18 protein-coding genes are annotated in these 20,739 nt (G+C 67.8%); 9 read left to right on the top strand and 9 right to left on the bottom strand.

The window, feature by feature from the left end:
• Window positions 1-93: 93 nt before the first annotated feature.
• Window positions 94-1,152 (bottom strand): NAD-dependent epimerase/dehydratase family protein, encoded by a 1,059-nt coding sequence (locus LTV02_RS35975; RefSeq protein WP_233035992.1) that lies wholly within the window; start codon window positions 1,150-1,152, stop codon window positions 94-96.
• A 302-nt stretch (window positions 1,153-1,454) separates the two neighbouring features.
• On the opposite strand from LTV02_RS35975, the gene LTV02_RS35970 reads away from it, so the two are divergent.
• The 4 genes from LTV02_RS35970 (at window position 1,455) to LTV02_RS35955 (ending at window position 5,191) form a co-directional block, all read left to right on the top strand.
• The gene (locus LTV02_RS35970) at window positions 1,455-2,975 is read left to right on the top strand and encodes a multicopper oxidase family protein (protein WP_233035991.1); all 1,521 of its coding nucleotides are present in this window, start codon (window positions 1,455-1,457) and stop codon (window positions 2,973-2,975) included.
• Between the two features lie 85 nt (window positions 2,976-3,060).
• Window positions 3,061-3,801, top strand: coding sequence for an ABC transporter ATP-binding protein (locus LTV02_RS35965; protein ID WP_408639312.1), 741 nt, complete (start codon window positions 3,061-3,063; stop codon window positions 3,799-3,801).
• Window positions 3,798-4,586: an ABC transporter permease gene (locus LTV02_RS35960; protein ID WP_233035989.1), complete on the top strand. Its 789-nt coding sequence runs from the start codon at window positions 3,798-3,800 to the stop codon at window positions 4,584-4,586. The genes LTV02_RS35965 and LTV02_RS35960 overlap by 4 nt, the downstream gene beginning before the upstream one ends.
• Entirely contained in the window at window positions 4,583-5,191 is a 609-nt protein-coding gene (locus LTV02_RS35955; RefSeq protein WP_233035988.1) for a TetR/AcrR family transcriptional regulator, read from the top strand. Before LTV02_RS35960 ends, LTV02_RS35955 begins: the two co-directional genes overlap by 4 nt.
• A 22-nt stretch (window positions 5,192-5,213) precedes the next feature.
• Here LTV02_RS35955 and LTV02_RS35950 read toward each other — a convergent pair whose 3' ends face one another.
• The 3 genes from LTV02_RS35950 to LTV02_RS35940 are packed head-to-tail and all read right to left on the bottom strand — an operon-like array spanning window position 5,214 to window position 8,104.
• Entirely contained in the window at window positions 5,214-5,435 is a 222-nt protein-coding gene (locus tag LTV02_RS35950; RefSeq protein ID WP_233035987.1) for a Trm112 family protein, read from the bottom strand.
• Window positions 5,436-5,444: 9 nt separating this feature from the next.
• Window positions 5,445-5,915, bottom strand: a complete 471-nt coding sequence (locus tag LTV02_RS35945) for a GtrA family protein (protein ID WP_233035986.1) — start codon at window positions 5,913-5,915, stop codon at window positions 5,445-5,447.
• Window positions 5,912-8,104 (bottom strand): hypothetical protein, encoded by a 2,193-nt coding sequence (locus LTV02_RS35940; RefSeq protein WP_233041862.1) that lies wholly within the window; start codon window positions 8,102-8,104, stop codon window positions 5,912-5,914. Before LTV02_RS35940 ends, LTV02_RS35945 begins: the two co-directional genes overlap by 4 nt.
• Before the next feature lie 296 nt (window positions 8,105-8,400).
• On the opposite strand from LTV02_RS35940, the gene LTV02_RS35935 reads away from it, so the two are divergent.
• Window positions 8,401-9,483, top strand: coding sequence for a glycosyltransferase (locus tag LTV02_RS35935; RefSeq protein ID WP_233035985.1), 1,083 nt, complete (start codon window positions 8,401-8,403; stop codon window positions 9,481-9,483).
• Complete coding sequence (gene rffA, locus LTV02_RS35930; protein ID WP_233035984.1) at window positions 9,473-10,612, top strand: dTDP-4-amino-4,6-dideoxygalactose transaminase; 1,140 nt, start codon at window positions 9,473-9,475, stop codon at window positions 10,610-10,612. Before LTV02_RS35935 ends, rffA begins: the two co-directional genes overlap by 11 nt.
• A 56-nt stretch (window positions 10,613-10,668) precedes the next feature.
• Here the strand turns inward: rffA and LTV02_RS35925 are convergent, their stop codons facing one another.
• The 4 genes from LTV02_RS35925 to LTV02_RS35910 all read right to left on the bottom strand — a co-directional run bounded on the left by LTV02_RS35925 (window position 10,669) and on the right by LTV02_RS35910 (window position 15,610).
• Complete coding sequence (locus tag LTV02_RS35925) at window positions 10,669-11,121, bottom strand: peroxiredoxin family protein (protein WP_233035983.1); 453 nt, start codon at window positions 11,119-11,121, stop codon at window positions 10,669-10,671.
• Between the two features lie 41 nt (window positions 11,122-11,162).
• Entirely contained in the window at window positions 11,163-11,747 is a 585-nt protein-coding gene (locus LTV02_RS35920; protein ID WP_233035982.1) for an RNA polymerase sigma factor, read from the bottom strand.
• A gap of 283 nt (window positions 11,748-12,030) precedes the next feature.
• Complete coding sequence (locus tag LTV02_RS35915) at window positions 12,031-12,681, bottom strand: class I SAM-dependent methyltransferase (protein ID WP_408639311.1); 651 nt, start codon at window positions 12,679-12,681, stop codon at window positions 12,031-12,033.
• A gap of 13 nt (window positions 12,682-12,694) precedes the next feature.
• The gene (locus LTV02_RS35910) at window positions 12,695-15,610 is read right to left on the bottom strand and encodes an AMP-binding protein (protein WP_067719972.1); all 2,916 of its coding nucleotides are present in this window, start codon (window positions 15,608-15,610) and stop codon (window positions 12,695-12,697) included.
• A gap of 404 nt (window positions 15,611-16,014) precedes the next feature.
• Between LTV02_RS35910 and LTV02_RS35905 the strand changes: the two genes are divergently transcribed.
• From LTV02_RS35905 to idi, 3 genes are all read left to right on the top strand, one after another.
• On the top strand, window positions 16,015-17,424 hold the full coding sequence (locus tag LTV02_RS35905) for a family 2B encapsulin nanocompartment shell protein (RefSeq protein ID WP_233035980.1): 1,410 nt from the start codon (window positions 16,015-16,017) through the stop codon (window positions 17,422-17,424).
• Window positions 17,425-17,623: 199 nt separating this feature from the next.
• Window positions 17,624-18,496 carry a geranyl diphosphate 2-C-methyltransferase gene (locus LTV02_RS35900; protein ID WP_067720100.1) on the top strand — a complete coding sequence of 291 codons (873 nt, stop codon included), beginning with the start codon at window positions 17,624-17,626 and terminating at the stop codon, window positions 18,494-18,496.
• Window positions 18,493-19,062, top strand: coding sequence for an isopentenyl-diphosphate Delta-isomerase (idi, locus tag LTV02_RS35895; RefSeq protein ID WP_233035979.1), 570 nt, complete (start codon window positions 18,493-18,495; stop codon window positions 19,060-19,062). Before LTV02_RS35900 ends, idi begins: the two co-directional genes overlap by 4 nt.
• Before the next feature lie 30 nt (window positions 19,063-19,092).
• On the opposite strand, the gene LTV02_RS35890 is transcribed toward idi, so the two are convergent.
• Window positions 19,093-20,595, bottom strand: coding sequence for an NCS1 family nucleobase:cation symporter-1 (locus LTV02_RS35890; protein WP_233035978.1), 1,503 nt, complete (start codon window positions 20,593-20,595; stop codon window positions 19,093-19,095).
• Window positions 20,596-20,739 lie beyond the last annotated feature (144 nt).

The raw sequence follows: 20,739 nt of genomic DNA, 5'->3' as shown, positions 1-20,739 counted from the left end.
AGATCCCGGCCGAAAGCATGCCGGGATGACGCGGCCGACGGTATCCCGGCATCTTCGAAATCCCGCGCGATACCGAAGCAGACCCTGCGGGCGCTACCTCCAACTGGGTGCGCCGACTCCGACTGCGACCCGGAGCGGAGCCGTGGCGAAGTCGGCCAGTCCGTCTTGGGGCGTGACCACGGCACTGAAACCCAGTGCGGTGCGGGCCTTTTCGGGGCTGGCGACGATGTGCCGGACGTCGCCGGAGCGGAAGTCGCCGGTGACCACCGGTGGTTTGCCGCCGTGCGCGGTGGCCAGGATCGACGCTACTTCGGCGATGGTGATCGGGACGCCGGACGCGATGTTCAGGGGGACGAAGCCGGGCAGGGGGTGCTCCAGGGCGGCGAGGTTGGCGGCGGCGACATCGCGGACGTGCACGAAATCTCGGGCCTGACAGCCGTCTTCGAAGACGCGCGGGGACTCGCCCGCTTCCAGACTGGATCGGAAGATGGCGGCAACACCGGAATACGGTGTGTCCCTGGGCATATCGTCGCCGTACACGTTGTGATAGCGCAGCGCGGTGACCGTCCCGCCGGTGGCGGCCGCCCAGGCCGTCGCGTAATGCTCTTGCGCCGCTTTGCTCGCCGCGTACAGGCTGCGGGGCCGCACCGGCGCATCCTCGTCGATGGTCGCCCAGGTCAGGGGCTCACCGTCGGCATTCAGGTGGTCGAAGAGCCCGGCTTCCAGATCCTCGCGGCGGCGCGGGGCGGGTTCGGCGGGCGCTCCCGAGGCATCGAGGTAGCGGCCTTCGCCGTACACCACCATGGACGAAGCCAGCACCAGGCGACGGCATTTCGCGCGATCCATGGCCGCGAGCAGGACGGCGGTGCCGAGATCGTTGTGGCTGGCGTAAGCGGGCGCGTCCTGGGCGTCCACCCCCGCACCGACCACAGCGGCCTGATGGCAAACGGCATCGACGCCGCGCAGATAGGGGTCGAGGGCCCCCGGGTCGCGCACGTCCACCCGGTCGATGCCGGTGGGCGGCAGGGCGGCGCACCCGTGCGCGGCGGCGAGCATGAGGTCGACGGCGACGACCTCGTGCCCGGCATCGGACAGGGCGCGATGAATGTGCGATCCGATGAATCCGGCGGCACCGGTCAGCAATACCCGCACGGGCGGCCTCCATCGGTCGTGGGAACAGCGGTCATGCCGGAGATTGTGACCGCGGCGGGGCGCATCGAGCAGCCCGACATACCGGGTTAGCGCCGACCGTCAGACTTTCGTCAGCCGCGCATCGGACATACCTCTTCAATCGGGCGGCAGCTCGGGATTCGCGGCACGGCCCCACGGAAGGGGGCGGTGCCATTGCAGCCGCGAGCAGGGGTTGGTTCGGGGGCGGTTCAGGGTCTGGTCCGGGGGAATCTCCGGGCGCTGCCCGATGTGGGGAGAGCACCCGGTTTCCTAACGTCAGCGGCATGGCGAGCGGAGGATCGCGGGCCCGGCGAATACTGCTGGGGCTCGGGGCATTTGTGGTGGTCATCGTGCTGGCGGTGGGCGGTTGGTTCGGGTGGGCGTACTCGCGGGCGGACGTGTCCACCGTCGGAATGGCGTTCACCGAGGAGCTGTGGGTGCCACCGCTGGCCGAGTCGAAGGTCGAGACGGACGGCACGCGGGTGTTCGAGTTGAACATGCGCGCGGGGCAGAAGGAGTTCCGGCCGGGGCAGCGCACCGCGACGTGGGGGTTCGACGGGGATTATCTCGGACCGACCTTGCGCGCGAAACGCGGTGAGCGCGTGCGGGTTCAGGTGACCAACCAGCTGGACGAGGCGTCCTCGGTGCACTGGCACGGCATGCATCTCCCGGCGGCGATGGACGGCGGCCCGCATCAGATGGTGCGGGCGGGCGGCAGCTGGACGCCGGAGTGGACGGTGGATCAGCCGGCGGCCACGCTCTGGTATCACCCACACCCGCACGGGGCCACCGAATCTCACGTGCGCAAGGGGCTGGCGGGGATGTACATCCTCGACGACGACACCGCGAGCGCGCTCACCCTGCCGCACACCTACGGCGTCGACGATCTGCCGGTCATCGTGCAGGACGTGAAGTTCAAGGGCGACCAATTCGGCTACGGGCGAGGAGTTTTCGCCGATATCGGCACGCTCGGTGACCGCACCATGGTCAATGGCACGCTCGCCCCGTACCGGACGGTGAGCGACGAGCTGGTGCGTTTGCGCCTGCTCAACGCTTCGACGGCCCGGATCTACAATTTCGGATTCTCCGACGGGCGGGCATTCGACCTCATCGGCACCGACGGCGGACTGCTGGAACGACCGGCGAACCTCGACCACGTGCGGCTCTCACCGGGCGAGCGGGCCGAGATCGTGGTGCGGGTGCGCCCCGGCGAGCGGGTGACGCTGCGCAGCGAAAACCCGGACCTGGGACTGGATTTCTTCGGCAACCGGTTCAGCGGCGGCGACGATCGCTTCGATCTCCTCGAATTGCGCGCGGCCGAAACCCTGCGGCCGTCACCCGCGCTGCCTTCAACGCTGGTCCCGGCGAGCACCCCGCAGGCATCGGATGCCGAGCGGGAGCGCACTTTCAACCTCGACTTCGGCACCATCAACGAGAAGGCGATGGATATGAGCCGGATCGACGCGACCATCACGCGCGGCGAGACCGAACTGTGGACGGTGCGCAATCGCGACGGCATGCCGCACAACTTCCACATCCACGATGTGCAGTTCCGGGTCACCGCGGTGGACGGCACAACACCCTCGGCGGCCCTGAGCGGCCCGAAGGACACCGTGTTCCTGCCGCCGAACAGCACGGTGCAACTCGCGGTGCGGTTCGACGGACCGAGCGATCCGAACAATCCGTACATGTTCCACTGCCACCTGCTCTGGCACGAGGACCTCGGCATGATGGGCCAATTCGTGGTCGTGGACCCGGGCGCGCAGGCCGGCGCTCCCCCTTCCCACCAGCACTCCGGGCACTGACACGCAGCGACACGCAGAAGGGTCTTGACGTCGGCGGCTGCCCGCGCGCAGAATTCATCACGTAGTGAATTCAACACTCGATGAATTGAGGCAGACCGTGACGTCGCCCGACACCGCCGCCATCGCGATAGAGCACTTGGAAGTGCGTCGCGGTGGGCGGCAGGTACTCCAGGACATATCGCTGACCGTGCCGCGCGGCAGCATCACCGGACTCTTGGGTCCATCCGGCTGCGGCAAGACCACCCTGATGCGCAGCATCGTCGGCACCCAGATCGTGGAATCCGGGTCGGTGCGGGTGCTCGGCGACGAAGCCGGGTCGCGGGCGCTGCGCCGCAAGGTCGGGTACGTGACCCAGGCGCCCAGCATCTACGACGACCTCAGCGTCACCGACAATGTGTCGTATTTCGGTGCGCTGTACGGCTGTTCGGCCGCCGATGTCGAAACCGCCATCGCCGCCGTGGGTTTGAGCGGGCATGCCGGGCATCGCGGCAATCAGCTCTCCGGCGGGCAGCGCACCCGGGTGTCGCTGGCCTGCGCGCTGGTGGCGAATCCGGATCTGCTGGTGCTGGACGAGCCCACCGTGGGTTTGGATCCGGTGCTGCGCGCGGACCTGTGGGAGCAGTTCCACGCGCTCGCGAGACAGGGCCGCACCCTGCTGGTTTCGAGTCACGTCATGGACGAGGCCGAACATTGCGACAAGCTGCTGCTGATGCGGGAAGGGCGGCTGCTGGGGCAGCTCAGTCCCGACGAATTGCGGCATGACACCGGCGAATCCAGCCTGGAGAACGCCTTCCTCGCGCTCATTCGAATGGGAGAACAGCTGTGACCGCGACCCTTTCGCGTCCCGCCGGACCGCGACCGCTGCGCTGCTACACCGCCACCACCGTGCGTATTCTGCGGCAGTTGCGGGCCGATCATCGCACCGTGGCCATGATCCTGGTGGTGCCCGCGCTGCTGATGACCCTGTTGTACTTCGTGTACCAGAACTATCCGGTGCTGTCCGGCCAGCCGCGCCTGTTCGACCGGGTCGGCATCACCATGCTCGGCATCCTGCCGTTCGTGGTCATGTTCCTCATCACCGCCATCGCCATGCAGCGGGAACGGGTTTCGGGCACCCTCGAGCGCCTGATGACCACGCCGCTGGCCAAGTTCGACCTGCTGGCCGGCTACGGCACGGCGTTCTCGGTGGCCGCCACCGGTCAGGCCGTCATCGCCTGCGTGGTGGCGTTCTGGCTGCTGGACCTGGACTCGGCCGGCAGTCCCCTGCTGGTGATCCTGATCGCCGTGGTGGACGCGGTCCTGGGCGTCGCGCTGGGTCTGCTGGCAAGCGCCTTCGCGCGCACCGAGTTCCAGGCCGTACAGTTCATGCCCGTGATCGTGCTGCCCCAATTCTTCCTCTGCGGCCTGCTGGTGCCGCGCGGTCAGCTGCCCGGCTGGCTGGAAGCGATCAGCAATGTGCTGCCGCTCAGCTACGCGGTGGACGCCCTGCAACAGGTCTCCACCCACTCCGGCGTCACCGGCCAGATGTGGCGTGATCTGGCGATCGTGGCGGTATTCGCCACCGTCGCACTGGCTCTCGGCGCGGCGACCCTCCGACGGCGCACCGCGTGAGCTCGGGCAACGGCAGCCGCAGCGGCCGACGCCCGGGACAGTCCGGCACCCGGGAGGCGATCCTCGACGCCGCCCGGGTGCGGTTCGCCGAAGTGGGCTTCGACAAGGCCTCCATCCGCTCCATCGCCACCGCCGCGAGCGTCGATCCCGCCCTGGTCCACCACTACTTCGGCACCAAACAGCAACTCTTCGCCGCCGCACTGGAATTGCCGATCGACCCCGAAGTGGTGCTGGCCCAGATCGCGGCCGCTCCCGTCGACCGACTCGGCGAAACCATCATCCGAGCCGTCCTGACGGTCTGGGACTCCCCCATCGGCATCCAAGCCGTCGCCGCCTTCCGCGGCCTGCTCAGCCAAGGTGACCCCGCCCTGGCCCGCACCTTCCTCCTCGAGGTAGTCCTCAAAGACGTTCGCACCCGCGTGGATTCGCCCCCGGGCACCGGCCTCAAACGAGCCACCCTCGCCGCCTCCCAACTGGCCGGCCTCCTGGTAACCCGCAAAATCGTCCAACTGGAGCCCATCGCCTCGATGCCCATCGAGGAACTCACCGCGATCGTGGGCCCGACGCTCCAGCGCTACTTCACCGGCGACATCGAGCTCCACTGACGCAGCGGCCCCGAGCCGGCGTTCAGGCCTGGGTGATGAAGACGGTGTGTTCGCTGTCTTCCACGTCGCGGGCCTCGTCGGTGAGCAGGACGGGGATGCCGTTGTCGATGGGGTAGGCGCGGCGCAGGCGGGGGTTGTAGAGGACGGCGTCGCCGTTGTCGTCGTGGACGAGCAGGAGCGGGCCTTTGTCCTGGGGGCAGGCGAGCAGGCTGAGCAGGGTGGCGTCCAAGGTTTCCTCCGACATGGTCACAAACTACCGGGCCGGGGGTTCGGGGTGGGAATCGTGGGTGGGGCGGCGGAAGGAGATGTGGCGGTGGCCGAAGAAGCTGCCCACCGCCACCAGGGCCATCACGGCTATCGCCGAGAGGTTTTTGGGGAGGTCGAGGACCGATACCGCGAACCAGAGCAGGGCGGTGTTGAGGAGCATGCCGACCAGGTTGACGCCGACGAAGGCGATGAAGTCGCGCAGGACCTGACCGCGGACCCGGAAGACGAGGGTGCGGTGCAGGACGAAGGCGATGGGGAGGCTGACGCAGTACGCCAGGGGAACCGAGAGGGCGGCGGCCACGTCGGTGGAGACTGGGCCGTCGAGGACGGCCAGCCACATGATGGTGAACGCCATGCCCATGACGGTGTTGAAACCGCCGACCAGGGCGAAGGCGATCTCCTGACGCCGGACCAGCTTGAGCAGTGGTCCGGCGGGGCCGGAGTCGACGGCGGTCACGAGAGCGAGTCCGCCAGTTCACGATCGGGGCGCGGGCCGGTGGCCGGTGCGCCGCCGTCACCGTCGTCGCCGTCCTCGTCGCGGCGCGAACGCAGGTACAGCCATTGCAGCAGGCCCAGGCCGACCAGACCGGCCGCGGCGGATGCCATGCCGATCTTCCAGCCCGGCGGACGCCACGACACCTCGAGTTCGGCGTTCCGGGTGCCCGCCGGGATGTCGACGGCCACGAACACCTTGGCCACGGTGTGGAACGGAATCGTCTTGCCGTTCAAGGTGACCCGGTAGCCGGGCCAGCCCAGGCGCGAAAGGGTCAGGCGGCCACCGGTTTCGGAACTCACCTCGATCCGGCTGGTGGTGCCGGTCTCGGAAATCGAGGCGGCGGTGACATTGTGGGCGTCGCCGACGCGGCCGTTCACCGTGGAGATGGGACCGTTGTCGCGTTCGAGCACCCAGATGTACTTCTCGTGGCCGGCCGCGGGCACGAAATGCCAGCCGTCGGGGGCGGGCTGGTTACCGGCATCCGGGAACATGGCCTTCTGCAACACGATCCGGTCGATCAGCATGAGATCGGCGAGCGTGCGGCCGGTGGTGGGTTCGGGCGCGAACATGCGACGGTAGGAGTCGGGGCAGACGCTGCCGTCCCAGCGCATGCACAGCATTTCACCGAAGTAGAAGTGGCCGTTGGGCGTATAGCCGTTGACGTAGTCCTTCTCCAGGTCCTTGGCGTAATTGCCCCAGACCAGCGAACCGTACGCGCCGGACAGGCTCTTGTCGGCGGGCTGCAGCAACCCGCGATCGCCCAGCTGCAGGGTCGTCCCGGTGTCGAACTTCGGGAACGCCGCCTTGGCCTCCTCGCGATTGGCGGGCAGGTTCCAGGACATGATGTTGGGCTGCGCGGCATCGACCTGGAAGTAGGCGATCGGGAACATGGCCACGATGGTCAGCGCCACGCCCGCGCCCAGCCCCTTGGTGCGCACCAGCCACACCACACCCGCACCGAGCGCCGCCACCACGACCGCGGACAGCACATGCCAGACCACATCGTGCGGATCGGCCGAGAAGCTGCGCACCCAGAGCGCCAGAATCAGCACCCCGGCCGCGACGCAGCGATTACGCCACCCGCGCACCGTGCCGAACCGCCCGAGCAGCACGCACACCAGCACCAGCAACCCCAGCGCCAGCATCGGCAGCACGCGCGCCGGCCACCGCAGCGGCCCGATGGTCCCGGGCCCGGCGGTCCAGAACAACGCCATCAACGCGAACAGCGCGATCGACACGAACTGCTTCCACTGCTGCCGCGCCGCATGCCAATCCACGAACGCCAGCGCCGGAATCAGGAACCAGGCGATGTACACCATGGGCAGCGGCTGCACATACCCCCACCAGGAGGTGAACGCCGGCATGGTCGAGGGCAGCGAGGCGTTCAGCGATTCCGACCACGGCACCGTCAGGAACTGGTCGTTATTGATCTGCGAGGTGCCGCGCCAGCTCACCTTGGCCGACAGCATCGAGGGCAGGAACGTGATCAGCCCCGCCAGCCCCGCGCACAGCGCGACCGCCGCGAGCCGGGCCAGCGGCGCCCAGGCCGCCTTCCACCCGCGCACCACCAGCTCCCCGACCGCGACCGCGGCCAGCATGAGCACCGCTTCCACCGCCGGGAACACGTACTGCACCGAGATCGCCAGGTACAGGAACACGAACACCGGAATCGGCCCGCTCTTGCCGCGCGAGTACCGCACCGCCGACGCCCAGGCGTGGATCATCCACGCGGTGCCGGTCATGGAGGTGATCCAGCTGGCGGAATCGAAGAACAGGAAGAACCCGGTGAAGGGGAACGCCACGCCCGCCGCGGCCGCCCATTCCGGACGGCTGCCGTAGGCCAGGCAGACGCGGTACACGCCGAGCCCGGCGATGATCGCGAAGACGAGCTTGACGACGGTGGCGTACAGCGCCAGGTTCGGCACCGAGGGCGCGATCAGATCGATCAGCAGCTGCGGCGGGTTGAACAGTCCCGCTTCCTCATTGGTGTAGTTGCCGGTCATCCACTGCTGCGGCACCAGCAGCGGGAAGTCGCCATTGCGGAAAGCGCGCCCGAAGAACACCCACAAACCGGTGTATTGGGATTCGGTGTCGTCGGTGTAGAAGTGGCGGGCGTCGGCCAGCAGTACCGCTAGATAGCCGAGCGTCACCCCGAGCGCGGTGAACAACGCCCAGCGACGTACATCACGTCGTGCGGTTTCGTGGGTTGCTTCGGCCTCGGATTCGGTGGCCCGCGCCACCGTCGAAAATGCACTTTCCACCACGAGTTCCAGACCCTACAGGGCGTCGCTGTGGAAGGCATCGACCGATGACGCAATGATGATGGCGTGAGCAAACTCCGAGCCGATTATCGCGACCTGCACCGTGTTAGAGTTCACGGCGGCTCGGGCTCTGTAATTTGGCGAGGAGTTCCGGCACGCACCGTCTTCGAAAGTCGATCCAGCTGATGCCGATTCCGTCCCGTTCGTACGAGACCACCTCCGCCCCGCCGCGCAGCCGAGTGCACGCGGTCTCGGTGGTGGTACCCGTGTATCGCGGCGAAGAGACCATTGCGGCGCTCGTCGCCGAACTCGACAAACTGGGCTCCGAAACCGCCTCGCCCGGCGGCGCGGTGTTCAGCGTGGACGAGATCATTCTCGTGCACGATCACGGCCCGGACCGCTCCGATGTGGTGTTGCAGGAGCTCGAACAGACCTATCCGCAGGTGCGGGTGGTGTGGATGAGCCGCAATTTCGGGCAGGACGCGGCCACCATCGCCGGTATGGCGGCGGCGCGCGGCGACTGGACCGTCACCATGGACGAGGACGGGCAGCACGATCCGGCGTTCATCGGCGACTTCCTGGACGCGGCGCTGCACGAGCGCGCCGACCTGGTGTACTCCAAGCCGGTCAATACCCGCCCGCACGGCTTCCTGCGCAATATCACCTCGCGCGGCGCCAAGATCGTGCTCGCGACCGTTTTCGCCTTCCCCGATTCGACCCGGTTCGAGAGCTACCGGCTGATCCGCGGCGATATCGCCCGGCAGCTGGCCGAGGTGGCGTCCAACGGCGTGTACCTGGATGTGGCGCTCACCTGGGTGGTCAGCGATGTGGCGCAGGTGCCGGTGCAATTGCGCGCCGAGGGCCGCGAGGAATCCGGCTACAACTATCGCCGGCTGTTCTCGCTGTTCTGGAAGATGGTGCTGTGCAGCGGAACCCGCGGCCTGCGCCTGGTGAGCCTGCTGGGCGTGACACTGGCGCTCGCGGGCGGCGGGATGGCCGCGTGGGTGGTCTATCACGCGCTCACCGACAGCGGCACCGATCCCGAGGGCTGGGCCTCGCTGATGACCGTGCTGCTGCTGTGCACCGGCGCGATCCTGTTCTCGCTCGGCCTGATCGCCGAGTACCTGGGGGTGGCGCTGCACGTGCTCGTGGGCAAACCCCTGTATCTGACGGTGGATTCGCCGACCCCGCGTCCGGAGGAACGCGGCCGGGAACACCATCGTGAAATCCACAGCAACGCGAGGGGACTCGACCCGGGTGAGCACTGACCGCATCATCTTCAGCCGTCCGTACCGCGCGAGCCGCGAGCTCGCCAATGTGGAGGCGGTGCTGTCGTCGGACCACAGCCACGGTGACGGCCCGTTCACCGCGGCCGCGACCGCGAAGCTGAAGGACATCACCGGCGCGCCGCACGCGCTGCTCACCACCTCCTGCACCTCCGCGCTCGAAATGGGCGGGCTGCTGCTGGAACTCGGGCCCGACGACGAAGTGATCGTGCCGAGTTTCGCGTTCACCTCCACCGCGACGGCGATGGCGTTGCGCGGGGCGACCGTGGTGTTCGCCGATATCGACCTGGCGACCGGCAATCTGGATCCGGAGTCGGTGGCGGCGGCCATCACCCCGCGCACCAAGGCCGTGGTGGTCATCCACTACGGCGGGGTGGCGGCGGATATGGAAGGGCTGCGGCAGCTCGCGCACGCGCACGGTTTCGCCATCATCGAGGACAACGCGCACGGCCTCGGCGGGTCCTACCGGGGGCAGCAGCTGGGCACCATCGGCTCGATCGGCGCGCTGAGCTTCCACGACACCAAGAACGTGCACTGCGGTGAGGGCGGCGCGGTGCTACTCACCGACGAGATCCTGATGGCCCGTGCGGAGATCATTCGCGAGAAGGGCACCGACCGCGCGCGTTTCCTACGCGGGGCGGTGGACAAGTACTCATGGCAGGACATCGGATCCTCGTACCTGCCCAGTGAATTGAACGCCGCCGTACTGGACGCGCAGCTCGCCGAGTTCGACACCATCCAGGCCAATCGGCACCGGGTGTGGGACGCCTACGCGGCCGGGCTGCCGGAATGGGCCGCCCGCAACGATGTTCAGCTCATGACGGTCCCGGAGGACCGCGAGCACACCGCGCACCTGTACTTCCTGCGGGTGCCCGGCGAGGGCCGGCGCGACGAGCTCATCGCGCATCTGCGCGGGCTCGGCATCGTCGCGCCGTTCCACTACATTCCGCTCGATTCCAGCCCGGCGGGCCTCAAGCTGGGCCGCACCCCGGTGCCGTGTGTGCGCAGTGCGGAGTTCTCGGCAACCGTTGTGCGCCTGCCGCTGTGGCCGGGGCTCACCACCGAGCAGCTGGACCGGGTGATCGAGGGCGTCACCTCGTTCACCGTCTGAGGGACCCCGAATACGACTCCGGCCGCCGCACACACTGTGCGGCGGCCGTTTTCGGGCTAACCGCGGATGGCCGCGAGGATGCCCTTCCGGTCGTAGCCGTTGAGCGGAACCGTGGCTCCGTGGATGTGGCGGATGACGCCGTCGGGATCGACGAGCAGGGTGCCCGATTGCTGCATCGAACCGAAGACCTTGCGGGTCAAGCCGATCGACTCGTGCGGGGTCGCCGCGCCGCCTACCAGCACCGGAAACGGTATGCCGTGCTTCGCTTTCCACGCCGCGCCGGTTTCCCGATCCTCGGGTATTGCGATGACGACGCGAACATTGCTGTCGTCGAATTCGTTTCGCCTCGCGACGAGATCGCGGGCGTGCCGGTTGCAGACGGGGCAGGACGTCGAGCGCATGAAGTACAGCAGCACGCTGTGCTCGCCGTTATGGTCCGCCAGTCGCCAGGGGCGACCGGTGGTGTCCTCGAATTCCATTCGGGGCGCGGGAGATCCGGACATGAGCATGACAAAGCTTCCCTTCGATACGGGAGGAGTGAGGTGGTGGTCTAGCGCGCGAGGACGAGACTGTCCCGCACCGCGACGCGCGCCCGATGCAGCTGCGACTTCATGGCGGCCGTGCTCAACCCGAGCGCGTCGGCGGTCGCGCGCCCGGAATGGCCGAGCACATCGCGCATGATCAGCACGCGCCGCTGCACCGGCGGCAGCCCGGCAATCGCCGCCGCGAGCTGATCCGCGTCCAGCCGCCGCAGCACTTCGTCCTCCGCGGAAACGGTGATCTCGGAATCGTCGTACTCGTATCGGGCCGGAGCCTGGAACACCGCCTTGGCCCGCCGCAGGCATTCGTTGCGCACGATCCGGAACATCCACGACGCGATCGCCGACGTGGCGCGCAACGTCCCGATCTTGCGATACAGGATGATCAACGCCTCCTGCGCGGCGTCCTCCGCGTCATCGGAGGAAGCGCACAGGTGATGCGCGAACCGCCGCACATGCGGATGCGCCCCGCTCACCACCGCGGCAATGGCCGCCCGGTCCCCCCGCTGCGCGGCTTCGACCAGCCGTTCCCCGGCCCACCCGCGCTCCACTCCACCCGACTCCTCGACGCTCTCGGCCTTCGTTTGAACAGTCACCACCATAAGAGGCCGGCCCGAACGAAAAGGATTCGCGCGTCGCGGCACCAACTTCCGGCGAGCACCGGAAAACGACGGCGCAGGCCACCCCGGGCGTCGCTCTGCGCTCAGTCTCGCGGCCCGCCACTTCCAAGCGCAGCGCGGACCTTGCCGACGGGACGGAGGCGTGCAGCGGTGGCGGGTGAACGGGGCGTTCGCCATGCCGTCGGGTCGTTCGAGATGCAGTCTTCGGGACCCCGCGCGCATTCGGCGCAGGCCGAACGGCGCGGACCGGGCTCTCGGATCAGCCCGCGCGGCGGCCGATGAGCAGGTGGCCGGTGAACGGCCGGTCGGGGATCTGGCGGTGCTCGACCTCTAGGCCCGCTGCTTCCAACGCGGCGCGGATCTCGGCGACCGGGCGGAGGGTGAAGCCGTAGCGGGTGAACGGGGCCTTGGCCATGCCGTCGGGGTCGTTGACGCCGATGACTATGCGGCTTTTGGGACGCAGCACGCGGGCGAACTCGGTGCAGGCGGGCGCCAGGTCGGGGATGAAGTAGACGGTGTTGACCGTGATGGCAGCGTCCAGGGCGGCGTCGTCGAGGGGCAGATCGGTGAGCGAGCCGGGCGCGACCGTCAGGCGGCCGGTGGCGATCTCGCCGCGCAGGTCCGATGCGGCGCGGGCGATCATGTCGGGCGAGATGTCGAAGCCGTGCACCGTCCCGGTCGCGCCGACACGGGCGAGCAGCAGCGAAAGCCCCACTCCCCCACCGAAACCGATATCGGCGACGGCGTCCCCGATACCCGGTTCGGCGGCGTCGACCGCGGCGTCTATCAGGGATCGATTGCCGCGGTTGAGAATGCGGGCGGTGAGCTTGCCGAGGGTTCCGTGCGGATTGCCGAGCTGTCCGGCGACCGTGGACAGTACGCGTGCGGCGACGGGATTCACCACACGCATACTACCGGCGGGATCAGGCGAACAGGCGGTCCGCGAGCTCCGGGGTGAGGATTTCGTACGCCTCGGATTCGCGGTTGTACCACCAGGTTCGGTCGCCCGGCTGCGGGCGGCCCGCCGCCTGCACGGCCCGGGTGGACGGGCGGAAGGTGGAGCTGCGCGGAATATCGTCCACCACGTAGATCAGATCGGGGCGCTGGTCGGGAGCCAGGGCGCGCATCGCTTCGGTGACGTCCTTGGGTTCCAGGCGCAGGCCCGGCCGGATGTTCAGCGCGGCCACCGCGAGGGTGCGGTCCCCGGCGGGCAGCCCGTAGGCGACCTCCAGGTCCACCGCGGTGATGTCGTTGAGCACATCCACGATGGGCTGGGTGTAGACCGGCCCGCGCGGGGTGTGGATGACGGTGTCGCGGCGATCCATCAGCCAGTAGTCGCCATCGCTGTCGCGGCGGAAGAGGTTCTCCGTCGGCATCCAGGCGTCACCGGAGGTGAAGACCCCGCGCAGCCCGCCGGCCGAGACGTCCACGATCTCCGAGGCCTTGCCGATCAGCAACCCCACCTCGTTGTCGGCGCAGCGCCGCGCGAAACCCGATTCCTCGACCTGGATCTCGTCGGTTTCCGGGTCGTAGCCGATGAGTTCGACCTTGGCGGTGCCGGGCACCGGGCGACCCTTGGAACCGATCTTGTCGGCGGCCACGTTGGCGAGCACCACATCGCCCTCGATGGAGGCGTAGAACTCGAGCACCTTGGCGGGCGCGAAGCGTTCCTGGGTGCGCCGCCACAAACCGGCCGGCATGCCGGAGCCGATGAACAGGCGGATCGGATGCGGGTGACCGTTGGGGAAGGTGTCGGCGTCGAGGATGTCGCGCAGCATGGTCCAGGTGTAGGTGACCACGGTGACGCCGTAGCGGTGCACCTCCTCGGCGAACCGCGCCGGATCCAGCGAACGCGCCAGCGCGATACGGGAACCACCCGCCACCGCCCCGCCCAAGCTCACCAGTAAACCGGACGAATGGTGCAGCGGCGCAAGGCAGTACACGGTGTCGCGGCGGCCCAGATCGGCGGCCGAGGCGGTGCCGAACGCCGACAGCGCCCACCGGTGGTTGGTCACGTATTTGACGTCGAACTTGTCCCCGGTGCCGGTGACCAGAATGAACGCCAGCTCGCGCGCCAGCCCCGGATTCGGGCGGTACCAGGCCGGCAGGGTGACCTGATCCGGATCGATGCGCTCCAGGTCCACGACATCGGAACCGCTGGGCACGTCCAGGTTCCGGGCCTCGCCGCCACCGCCGAGCACCAGCACGCGATGGCCGGTGGCCGCCGCGGCGTACAGGTTCTCCGGGTCGGTGACCAGCAACTTGGCGCCCGTCAGCGCGGCCACCTCGGACAGTTCGCTGCCCGGCGCGAGCAGCACCGCGACCGCGCCGAGGCGCGAGAGCGCCGCGATGGTCACCAGCGCCGACGGCCGGGTCTCCATCACCACGCCGACCCGGGTGGCCGGGCGCACGCCGACCGAGATGAGCCCGCGCACCACATTGTCGATGCGCTGGTTCACGGCCTGCTGGGTGTGCACGCGGTCGTCGAACAGGAAGCATTCCCGGGACGGATTGCGGCGCGCCTGCTCGGCGAGCAAGCGGCCCAGCGAGATCCGGGTGTGCGGCTGGATCATGCCGAGGCGGGTCAGCCGGGGCAGGGCGCGCGCCGCCTCACCGGTGAGTTCGACGGTGCTGCGCAGGGTCTGCCCGGCCACGCCCTCGATGGTCTTGCCCAGGCTGGTGCCGGCCTCGGCGAGGCTGCCGACGGCGTGCACGGCGCGGGTGAGCGGCGAGGTCGGGCCCTTGCGCACCACATCGGCGCTCATGCGCTCGATCTCCGGCGGCAGTTCGCCGCGCCCGCTCAGCCAGTTCACCCATTCGCGCACCAGCGGCCAGGTGTGCTTGGTGGCGGTGGAGCCGGAGACCAGTCCGAAATGCCCGGCCACGATGCTGGCCTCGTACACGTCGGCGTTCGGCGCGGCGCGCACGATGCCGCGCACGGCGGCGGGCTGGCCGATATCGTCGACCTCGCCGACGAAGGCCAGGATCGGGCACTTCAGTTCCGCCAGCGAGATGAGCTGGTCGCGAATCACGAACCCGCCCAGCATCATTCGATTGTGCTTGACGAACTGCTCCAGCAGGTCGGTGAGCGCGGGCCCCGGATAGCCCAGCCAGCCTTCGGCTTCCAGGAACCGGCGCTGCCGTTCGCGCGGCAGCAGCGCCTCGCGGTCGTGCAGCTGGCGCAGGAAGTCCAGGCGCGCCTTGGCGGTCTTCATCGGGTCCAGGGCCTGGAAGCCCAGCCGCACCATGGATTCGGTGATGGGCAGCCGGTTCAGCACGTGATCGGTGAGGAAGTCGGCGGCGTCGGAGACCAGGCCGTGCGGCAGCCCGAACGGCATGCCGGCCACCGCGTCCACCGGCGAGCCGAAGGTGACGATGGATTCCACGCCCTTGCCGTAGCGGTAGGCCGCGGTCTGGTAGGAGAACATGCCGCCCTGGGAGTAACCCATGAGATGCACGCCGCGCCCGGTCAATTCGTTGACCGTGTCGATGGCCGAGCTGACCGCCAGCACATGGTCGGCCAGGTCGCGGTCCATGCCGCCTTCCTCGGTGGCGGGCGAGCCGAAATCGACCACCCAGCAATCGATTCCGGCCGCATTGAGAATACCGACCGCCCCGTCGGCGGCATTCACGTCCCAGATCTCCGCGGTCACCATGATCGGCGGCACCAGCACCACGACCGGCCGGTCGGTTCCGACGGCATCCGGGAAGTAATGCCGCAGCCGATACATCCGCTTGCGCTCGACGATCTCGTACGGCGACGACTCGATCTCGTGAACCAGCCCCCCGAACCGGATCACCTCGAGTCCGTTCTGGGCGGTCGCCACCAGGCGCTGCATCGGCCCCACAACGGACTTCGTATTGAATTTCAAGGCTGTGCTCCCAGACCTATTCTGCTTGTGACCAGCGTCATCCGCCCCAACGCGTCCAGATGAGCTTGCCATAGAGCCAGCCTACTGCGCGGGGCTTGTGAGCAGCGCCATGCGGGCCCCGCACGTCCCCGCCACGCCAAGCCGGTCGCGGCTCCGAATCACTGAATGTGAACCTGCAAATTTCCCGTTTCTGGAGTTTTCCTGCGCGTGAATAGCTCGCAGTCTTACCATCGTTACCGCTGGAACGCATTGTTGCGCATGTCTTTTCACTCACTTGACTAGTTCTTGCAGGCCCCTTCGCGGCCTGCCGCTTCGCCGTGGACTCCACCGCCAGTTAACCCGCGGTGGCCCTTCGATCCGAGGAACGCAGCATGACCATCGAACTGCCCACCCAGGCCGAAACCAACCACGTTCGCAAGACCCTCAGTACCACCGCCGCCGGCCGGCTCGCCCACACCACCAAATCCGAACCCCAGATGCAGGGCATCAGCTCCCGGTGGCTGACCCGCTCGCTGCCGTGGGTTCAGGTCAAAGGCGGTGTCTACCGGGTCAACCGGCGCCTCACCCACACCGTCGGCAACGGCGAGGTGGAGTTCGTCATCAACGGTTCGAGCGCGCGGGTCATCCCCCTCGAGCTCCAGGAACTGCCGCAGCTGCGCGGTTTCGACGACGAGGAGGTGCTGACGGCGGTCGCCCAGCGCTTCGAACAGCGGGATCTGCAGCCGGGCACGGTGGTCGCCGAATTCGGCAACCCGATGGACCAGGTGCTGCTCATCGTGCACGGCAAGCTCAGCAAGATCGGCACCGGCGAATACGGCGAGACCACCAAGGTCGGCATGCTCGGCGGCGGCGACTTCTTCGGTGACGAGATGCTGGTCGACCAGGACGCCATCTGGCCGGTCACGGTCAAGACCGTCACCCCGACCACCATGCTGGTGCTGCCCCGGCAGGCGCTCGCGCAACTCTCGGAGAACATTCCGGCGCTGGCGCAGCACCTGGCCGCGGTGGCCGACGCGCCCGCCGCCCCGCAGAACAAATACGGTGAAGCCGAAATCGTGGTCTCCTCCGGCCATTCCGGGGAGCCGCTGCTCGACGGCACCTTCGTCGACTACGACGCCTCGCCGCGCGAGTACGAACTCAGCCTCGGCCAGTCGGTGCTGCGCGTGCACACCCGCGTCGCCGATCTGTTCAACGATCCGCACGATCAGGTCGAGCAGCAGCTGCGGCTGACCATCGAGGCCATGTACGAGCGGCGTGAATACGACCTGGTCAACAATCCCGACTTCGGCCTGCTCAACAATTGCGACCTGAAGCAGCGCATCTACACCGAGTCCGGCCCGCCGACCCCGGACGATATGGACGAGCTGCTCTCCATGCGGCGCAGCACCAAACTGTTCCTGGCCCACCCCAAGGCGATCGCGGCGCTCATGCGCGAATGCAGCAAGCGCGGCATCTACCCGGATCCGGTGGAGGTGGACGGCCATCGGGTGCCCGCCTGGCGCGGCGTGCCGATCTACCCGTGCGGCAAGATCCCGGTCAGCGAGAACCAGACCACCTCGATCCTCGCCATGCGCACCGGTGAGAAGGATCAGGGCGTGGTCGGCCTGCACCAGACCGGCATTCCGGACGAGTACGAGCCCGGCCTGAACGTCCGCTTCAAGGGCATCGACGATCAGTCGATCATCTCCTACCTGGTCAGCTGTTATTACTCCGCCGCCGTGCTGGTCCCCGACGCGCTCGGCATTCTCGACAACGTGCTGGTAGCCCGCCAGTCCGACTGATCGGACGATCCGCCGCGTCCCGCACCGGGCACCAACGGTGCCGCGCTCGCCCTCGGCGCAGCGCGACGGGTCCGGCCCCCGGTTCCGGCGCACGGTGTGGAGCAGACACCCACCGGCCGCGCCGGGACCGCGGCGTCCCGGTGCGGACGGCGCGCGCAGCCCGACAGTCGCCGCTACAACGATCGAAAGGATGACCGACATGACCGCGCTTCAGCCAGAAGCCGATGGTGTCCTGCGCACCGAATATCAGAAATCCGTTGCGGCGTATTGGAACAACAATCCCAATGACGACCGGGTGAACACCGTGCTCGGTGAGGTGGACGGACTCTTCCACCACCACTACGGCCTCGGCGATCCGGACTGGTCGATCCTGGAAGGGCCGGAAGAGGGCCGCCAGGAACGCATCGTGAAGGATCTGCACCGGCTCGAGACCGCCCAGGCCGATATCCTGCTCGACCATCTCGGCGACGTCCGGCCGGGCGATCGGCTCATGGACGGCGGATCCGGGCGCGGCGGCACCAGTTTCATGGCCAATCAGCGCTTCGGCTGCGCGGTGGACGGGGTCACCATCTCCGAATACCAGGCCGGTTTCGCCAATGCCCAGGCCAAGGACCGCGGCGTCGACGACAAGGTCCGGTTCCATTTCAAGAACATGCTGGAGACCGGGTTCGACACCGGCTCGCGGCGCGGCATCTGGACCAACGAGACCACCATGTACGTGGACCTCTACGAGCTGTTCGCCGAGTTCTCCCGGCTGCTCGAACCCGGCGGGCGCTACGTCTGCATCACCGGCTGCTCCAATGACGTGTTCGGCGCCCGCTCGGCCTCGGTGAGCTGGATCGACGCGCACTACGGCTGCAATATCCATCCGCGCAGCGAGTACTTCAAGGCCCTGGCGGCCAACAATCTGGTCCCGGTCGCGGTCACCGACCTCACCCCGGCCACCATCCCGTACTGGGAGATGCGCACCCACTCCGAACTCGCGACCGGGGTGGAGAAACCCTTCCTGACCTCGTACAAGGAGGGCAGCTTCCAGTACCTGCTGATCGCCGCCGATAAGGTAGGCCGGTGACCGGCACTCTCGACGCTTCCGACGCCACCCCGGTGGTCGACCGTGAAACCCTGCTCGTCGAGCTCGTGGACGATCAGGGCAACGCGGCCGGCTCGCTGCCGGTGGCGGCGGCGCACACCGCGCCGGGACAGCTGCACCGGGCCTTCTCGGTGCTGCTGTTCGACGACACCGGCCGGGTGCTGCTGCAACAGCGGGCCGCGGTGAAAACCCGTTTCCCGCTGTTGTGGACAAACACCTGCTGCGGGCATCCGCTGCCCGGGCAGGACGTGGCCGAGGCCGCCGCCGTGCGGCTCGGCGAGGAGCTGGGGTTGTCGGCCGACCTGACCGAGGTCGGCCGATTCACCTACCGGGCATCCGATCCGGCCACCGGACGGGTCGAGCACGAGTTCGACCACGTGCTCATCGGCACGGCGGAAGGCATTGCGCCGCAACCGAACCCGGACGAGGTCGCCGAGATCGAGTGGGTGGATCCGGAGCGGCTGGCAGCCGAGGTGGCCGAGCACCCGGACCGCTACACGCCGTGGCTCGCCGGGGTACTCGCCGCCGTCGCGGCACACCGGAACTGACGACCACCGCGTCCCGGCTGACCGTGTGGATCATGTTGGCTGCGGCACGGTTTTACCGCCCAGCGCGTAATTACCGGCAAATCGCCAGAGAACCATATAGACGATCAATGCCAGACCGCAGCCGATGAACCAGCTGTACTGGGCGGCGGTGTGCATGCCGTACACGTTCTTGGCCAGCACCGGGAACACCGCGGCGAGCGCGCCGACCACGGTGGCCGCCACCGCCACCGGGTTGAAACCCTTGCGGTACCAGTACTTTCCGGATTCCGACATGGTGAACAGCTCGTCGACCACGATGGTCTGCTTGCGCACCAGGTAGTAGTCGGCGATCAGCACCCCGAACAGCGGTCCGATGAACGCCCCCAGCACCTCGAGGGTGTAGTGGATGACGTCGGGATTGTTGTACAGGTTCCACGGCGTGATGAGCACCGAGCCGACCGCCGCGATCATGCCGCCCATCCGCCAGCTGATCTTCTGCGGGCTGACGTGCGAGAAATCAAAGGCCGGGGAGATGAAGTTGGCCACGATATTGATGCCGATGGTGGCGATGGTGAAGGTCAGCGCCCCGAGCACGATGGCGAAGGTGTTGTCGATGCGCGCCACCGTCTCCACCGGATCGGTGATGAGTTCGCCGTACACCGGAATGGTCAGCGACGCGGTGATCACCACCAGCAGCGAGAAGGCCAGGAAGTTCACCGGCAGGCCCAGCAGATTGCCGCGCCGCACCGCCGTCATGGACTTGCTGTAGCGGGAGAAGTCGCCGAAATTCAGCATGGGCCCGCAGAAGTAGGACACCACCAGCGCGATGGCGCCCAGCACCACCGGCAGCGCGTCCCAGCCGTGGTACTTCACCGCGCCCAATTGCAGGTCGATGGCGCCCCAGCCGGCCTTGTAGATGAGATAGCCGCACAGGAAGAACATGACGACATAGACCGCGGGACCGCAGAAGTCGATGAACTTGCGGATCGATTCCATGCCCTGCCAGAACACGGCCGCCTGAATCACCCACAGCACCAGGTACGCGCCCCAGCCCAGCAGCGAAAGGCCCAGGAAGCCATAGTCGTCGGTGACCGCGTAGGGCGCCAGGCCCGGGAACAGCTTGACCGCCACCACGATCAGCGCCGCCGACGCCAGATAGGTCTGAATCCCGTACCAGGCCACCGCGATCAGCCCGCGGATGATGGCCGGGATATTGGCTCCGACCACCCCGAAAGCGCTGCGGCACATGACCGGATAGGGCACGCCGGCGCGCTGGCTGGGCGCGGCCACCAGATTGCACAGGAAATATACGATCGTGATCCCGATGAGCAGGGCCACCAGCACCTGCCAACCGGCCAGGCCGAGCGCGAAAAGGCTGCCGGCCGTGACGTATCCGCCGACGCTGTGCACGTCCGACATCCAGAAGGCGAAGATGTGGTACGAGCCCCAGCGCTGTTCGCGCAAGGGGGCCAGATCGTCATTGGTGAGGCGCGGGTCGTAGACTGGGGGCGCAGGGGACCCCGCCGTCGTCGCGGGAGAGGCGATATCGGTCATTGTGCATCCGATCCGAAATCCGGTAATGGTCGGACCAAGATAGGAATCGGCTATTGCCCCTGGATTTCCCGACTTTTTCCAGTCCATTTCGGGATCGATATATCTTTTCCGCCCAAGATCGAGGCGGCGGGGCCGAAGACCGTG

This window comes from Nocardia yamanashiensis, from assembly GCF_021183565.1.
GTDB classification, from domain to species: domain Bacteria; phylum Actinomycetota; class Actinomycetes; order Mycobacteriales; family Mycobacteriaceae; genus Nocardia; species Nocardia yamanashiensis.
This window is presented reverse-complemented; position numbering and strand designations above follow the sequence as displayed.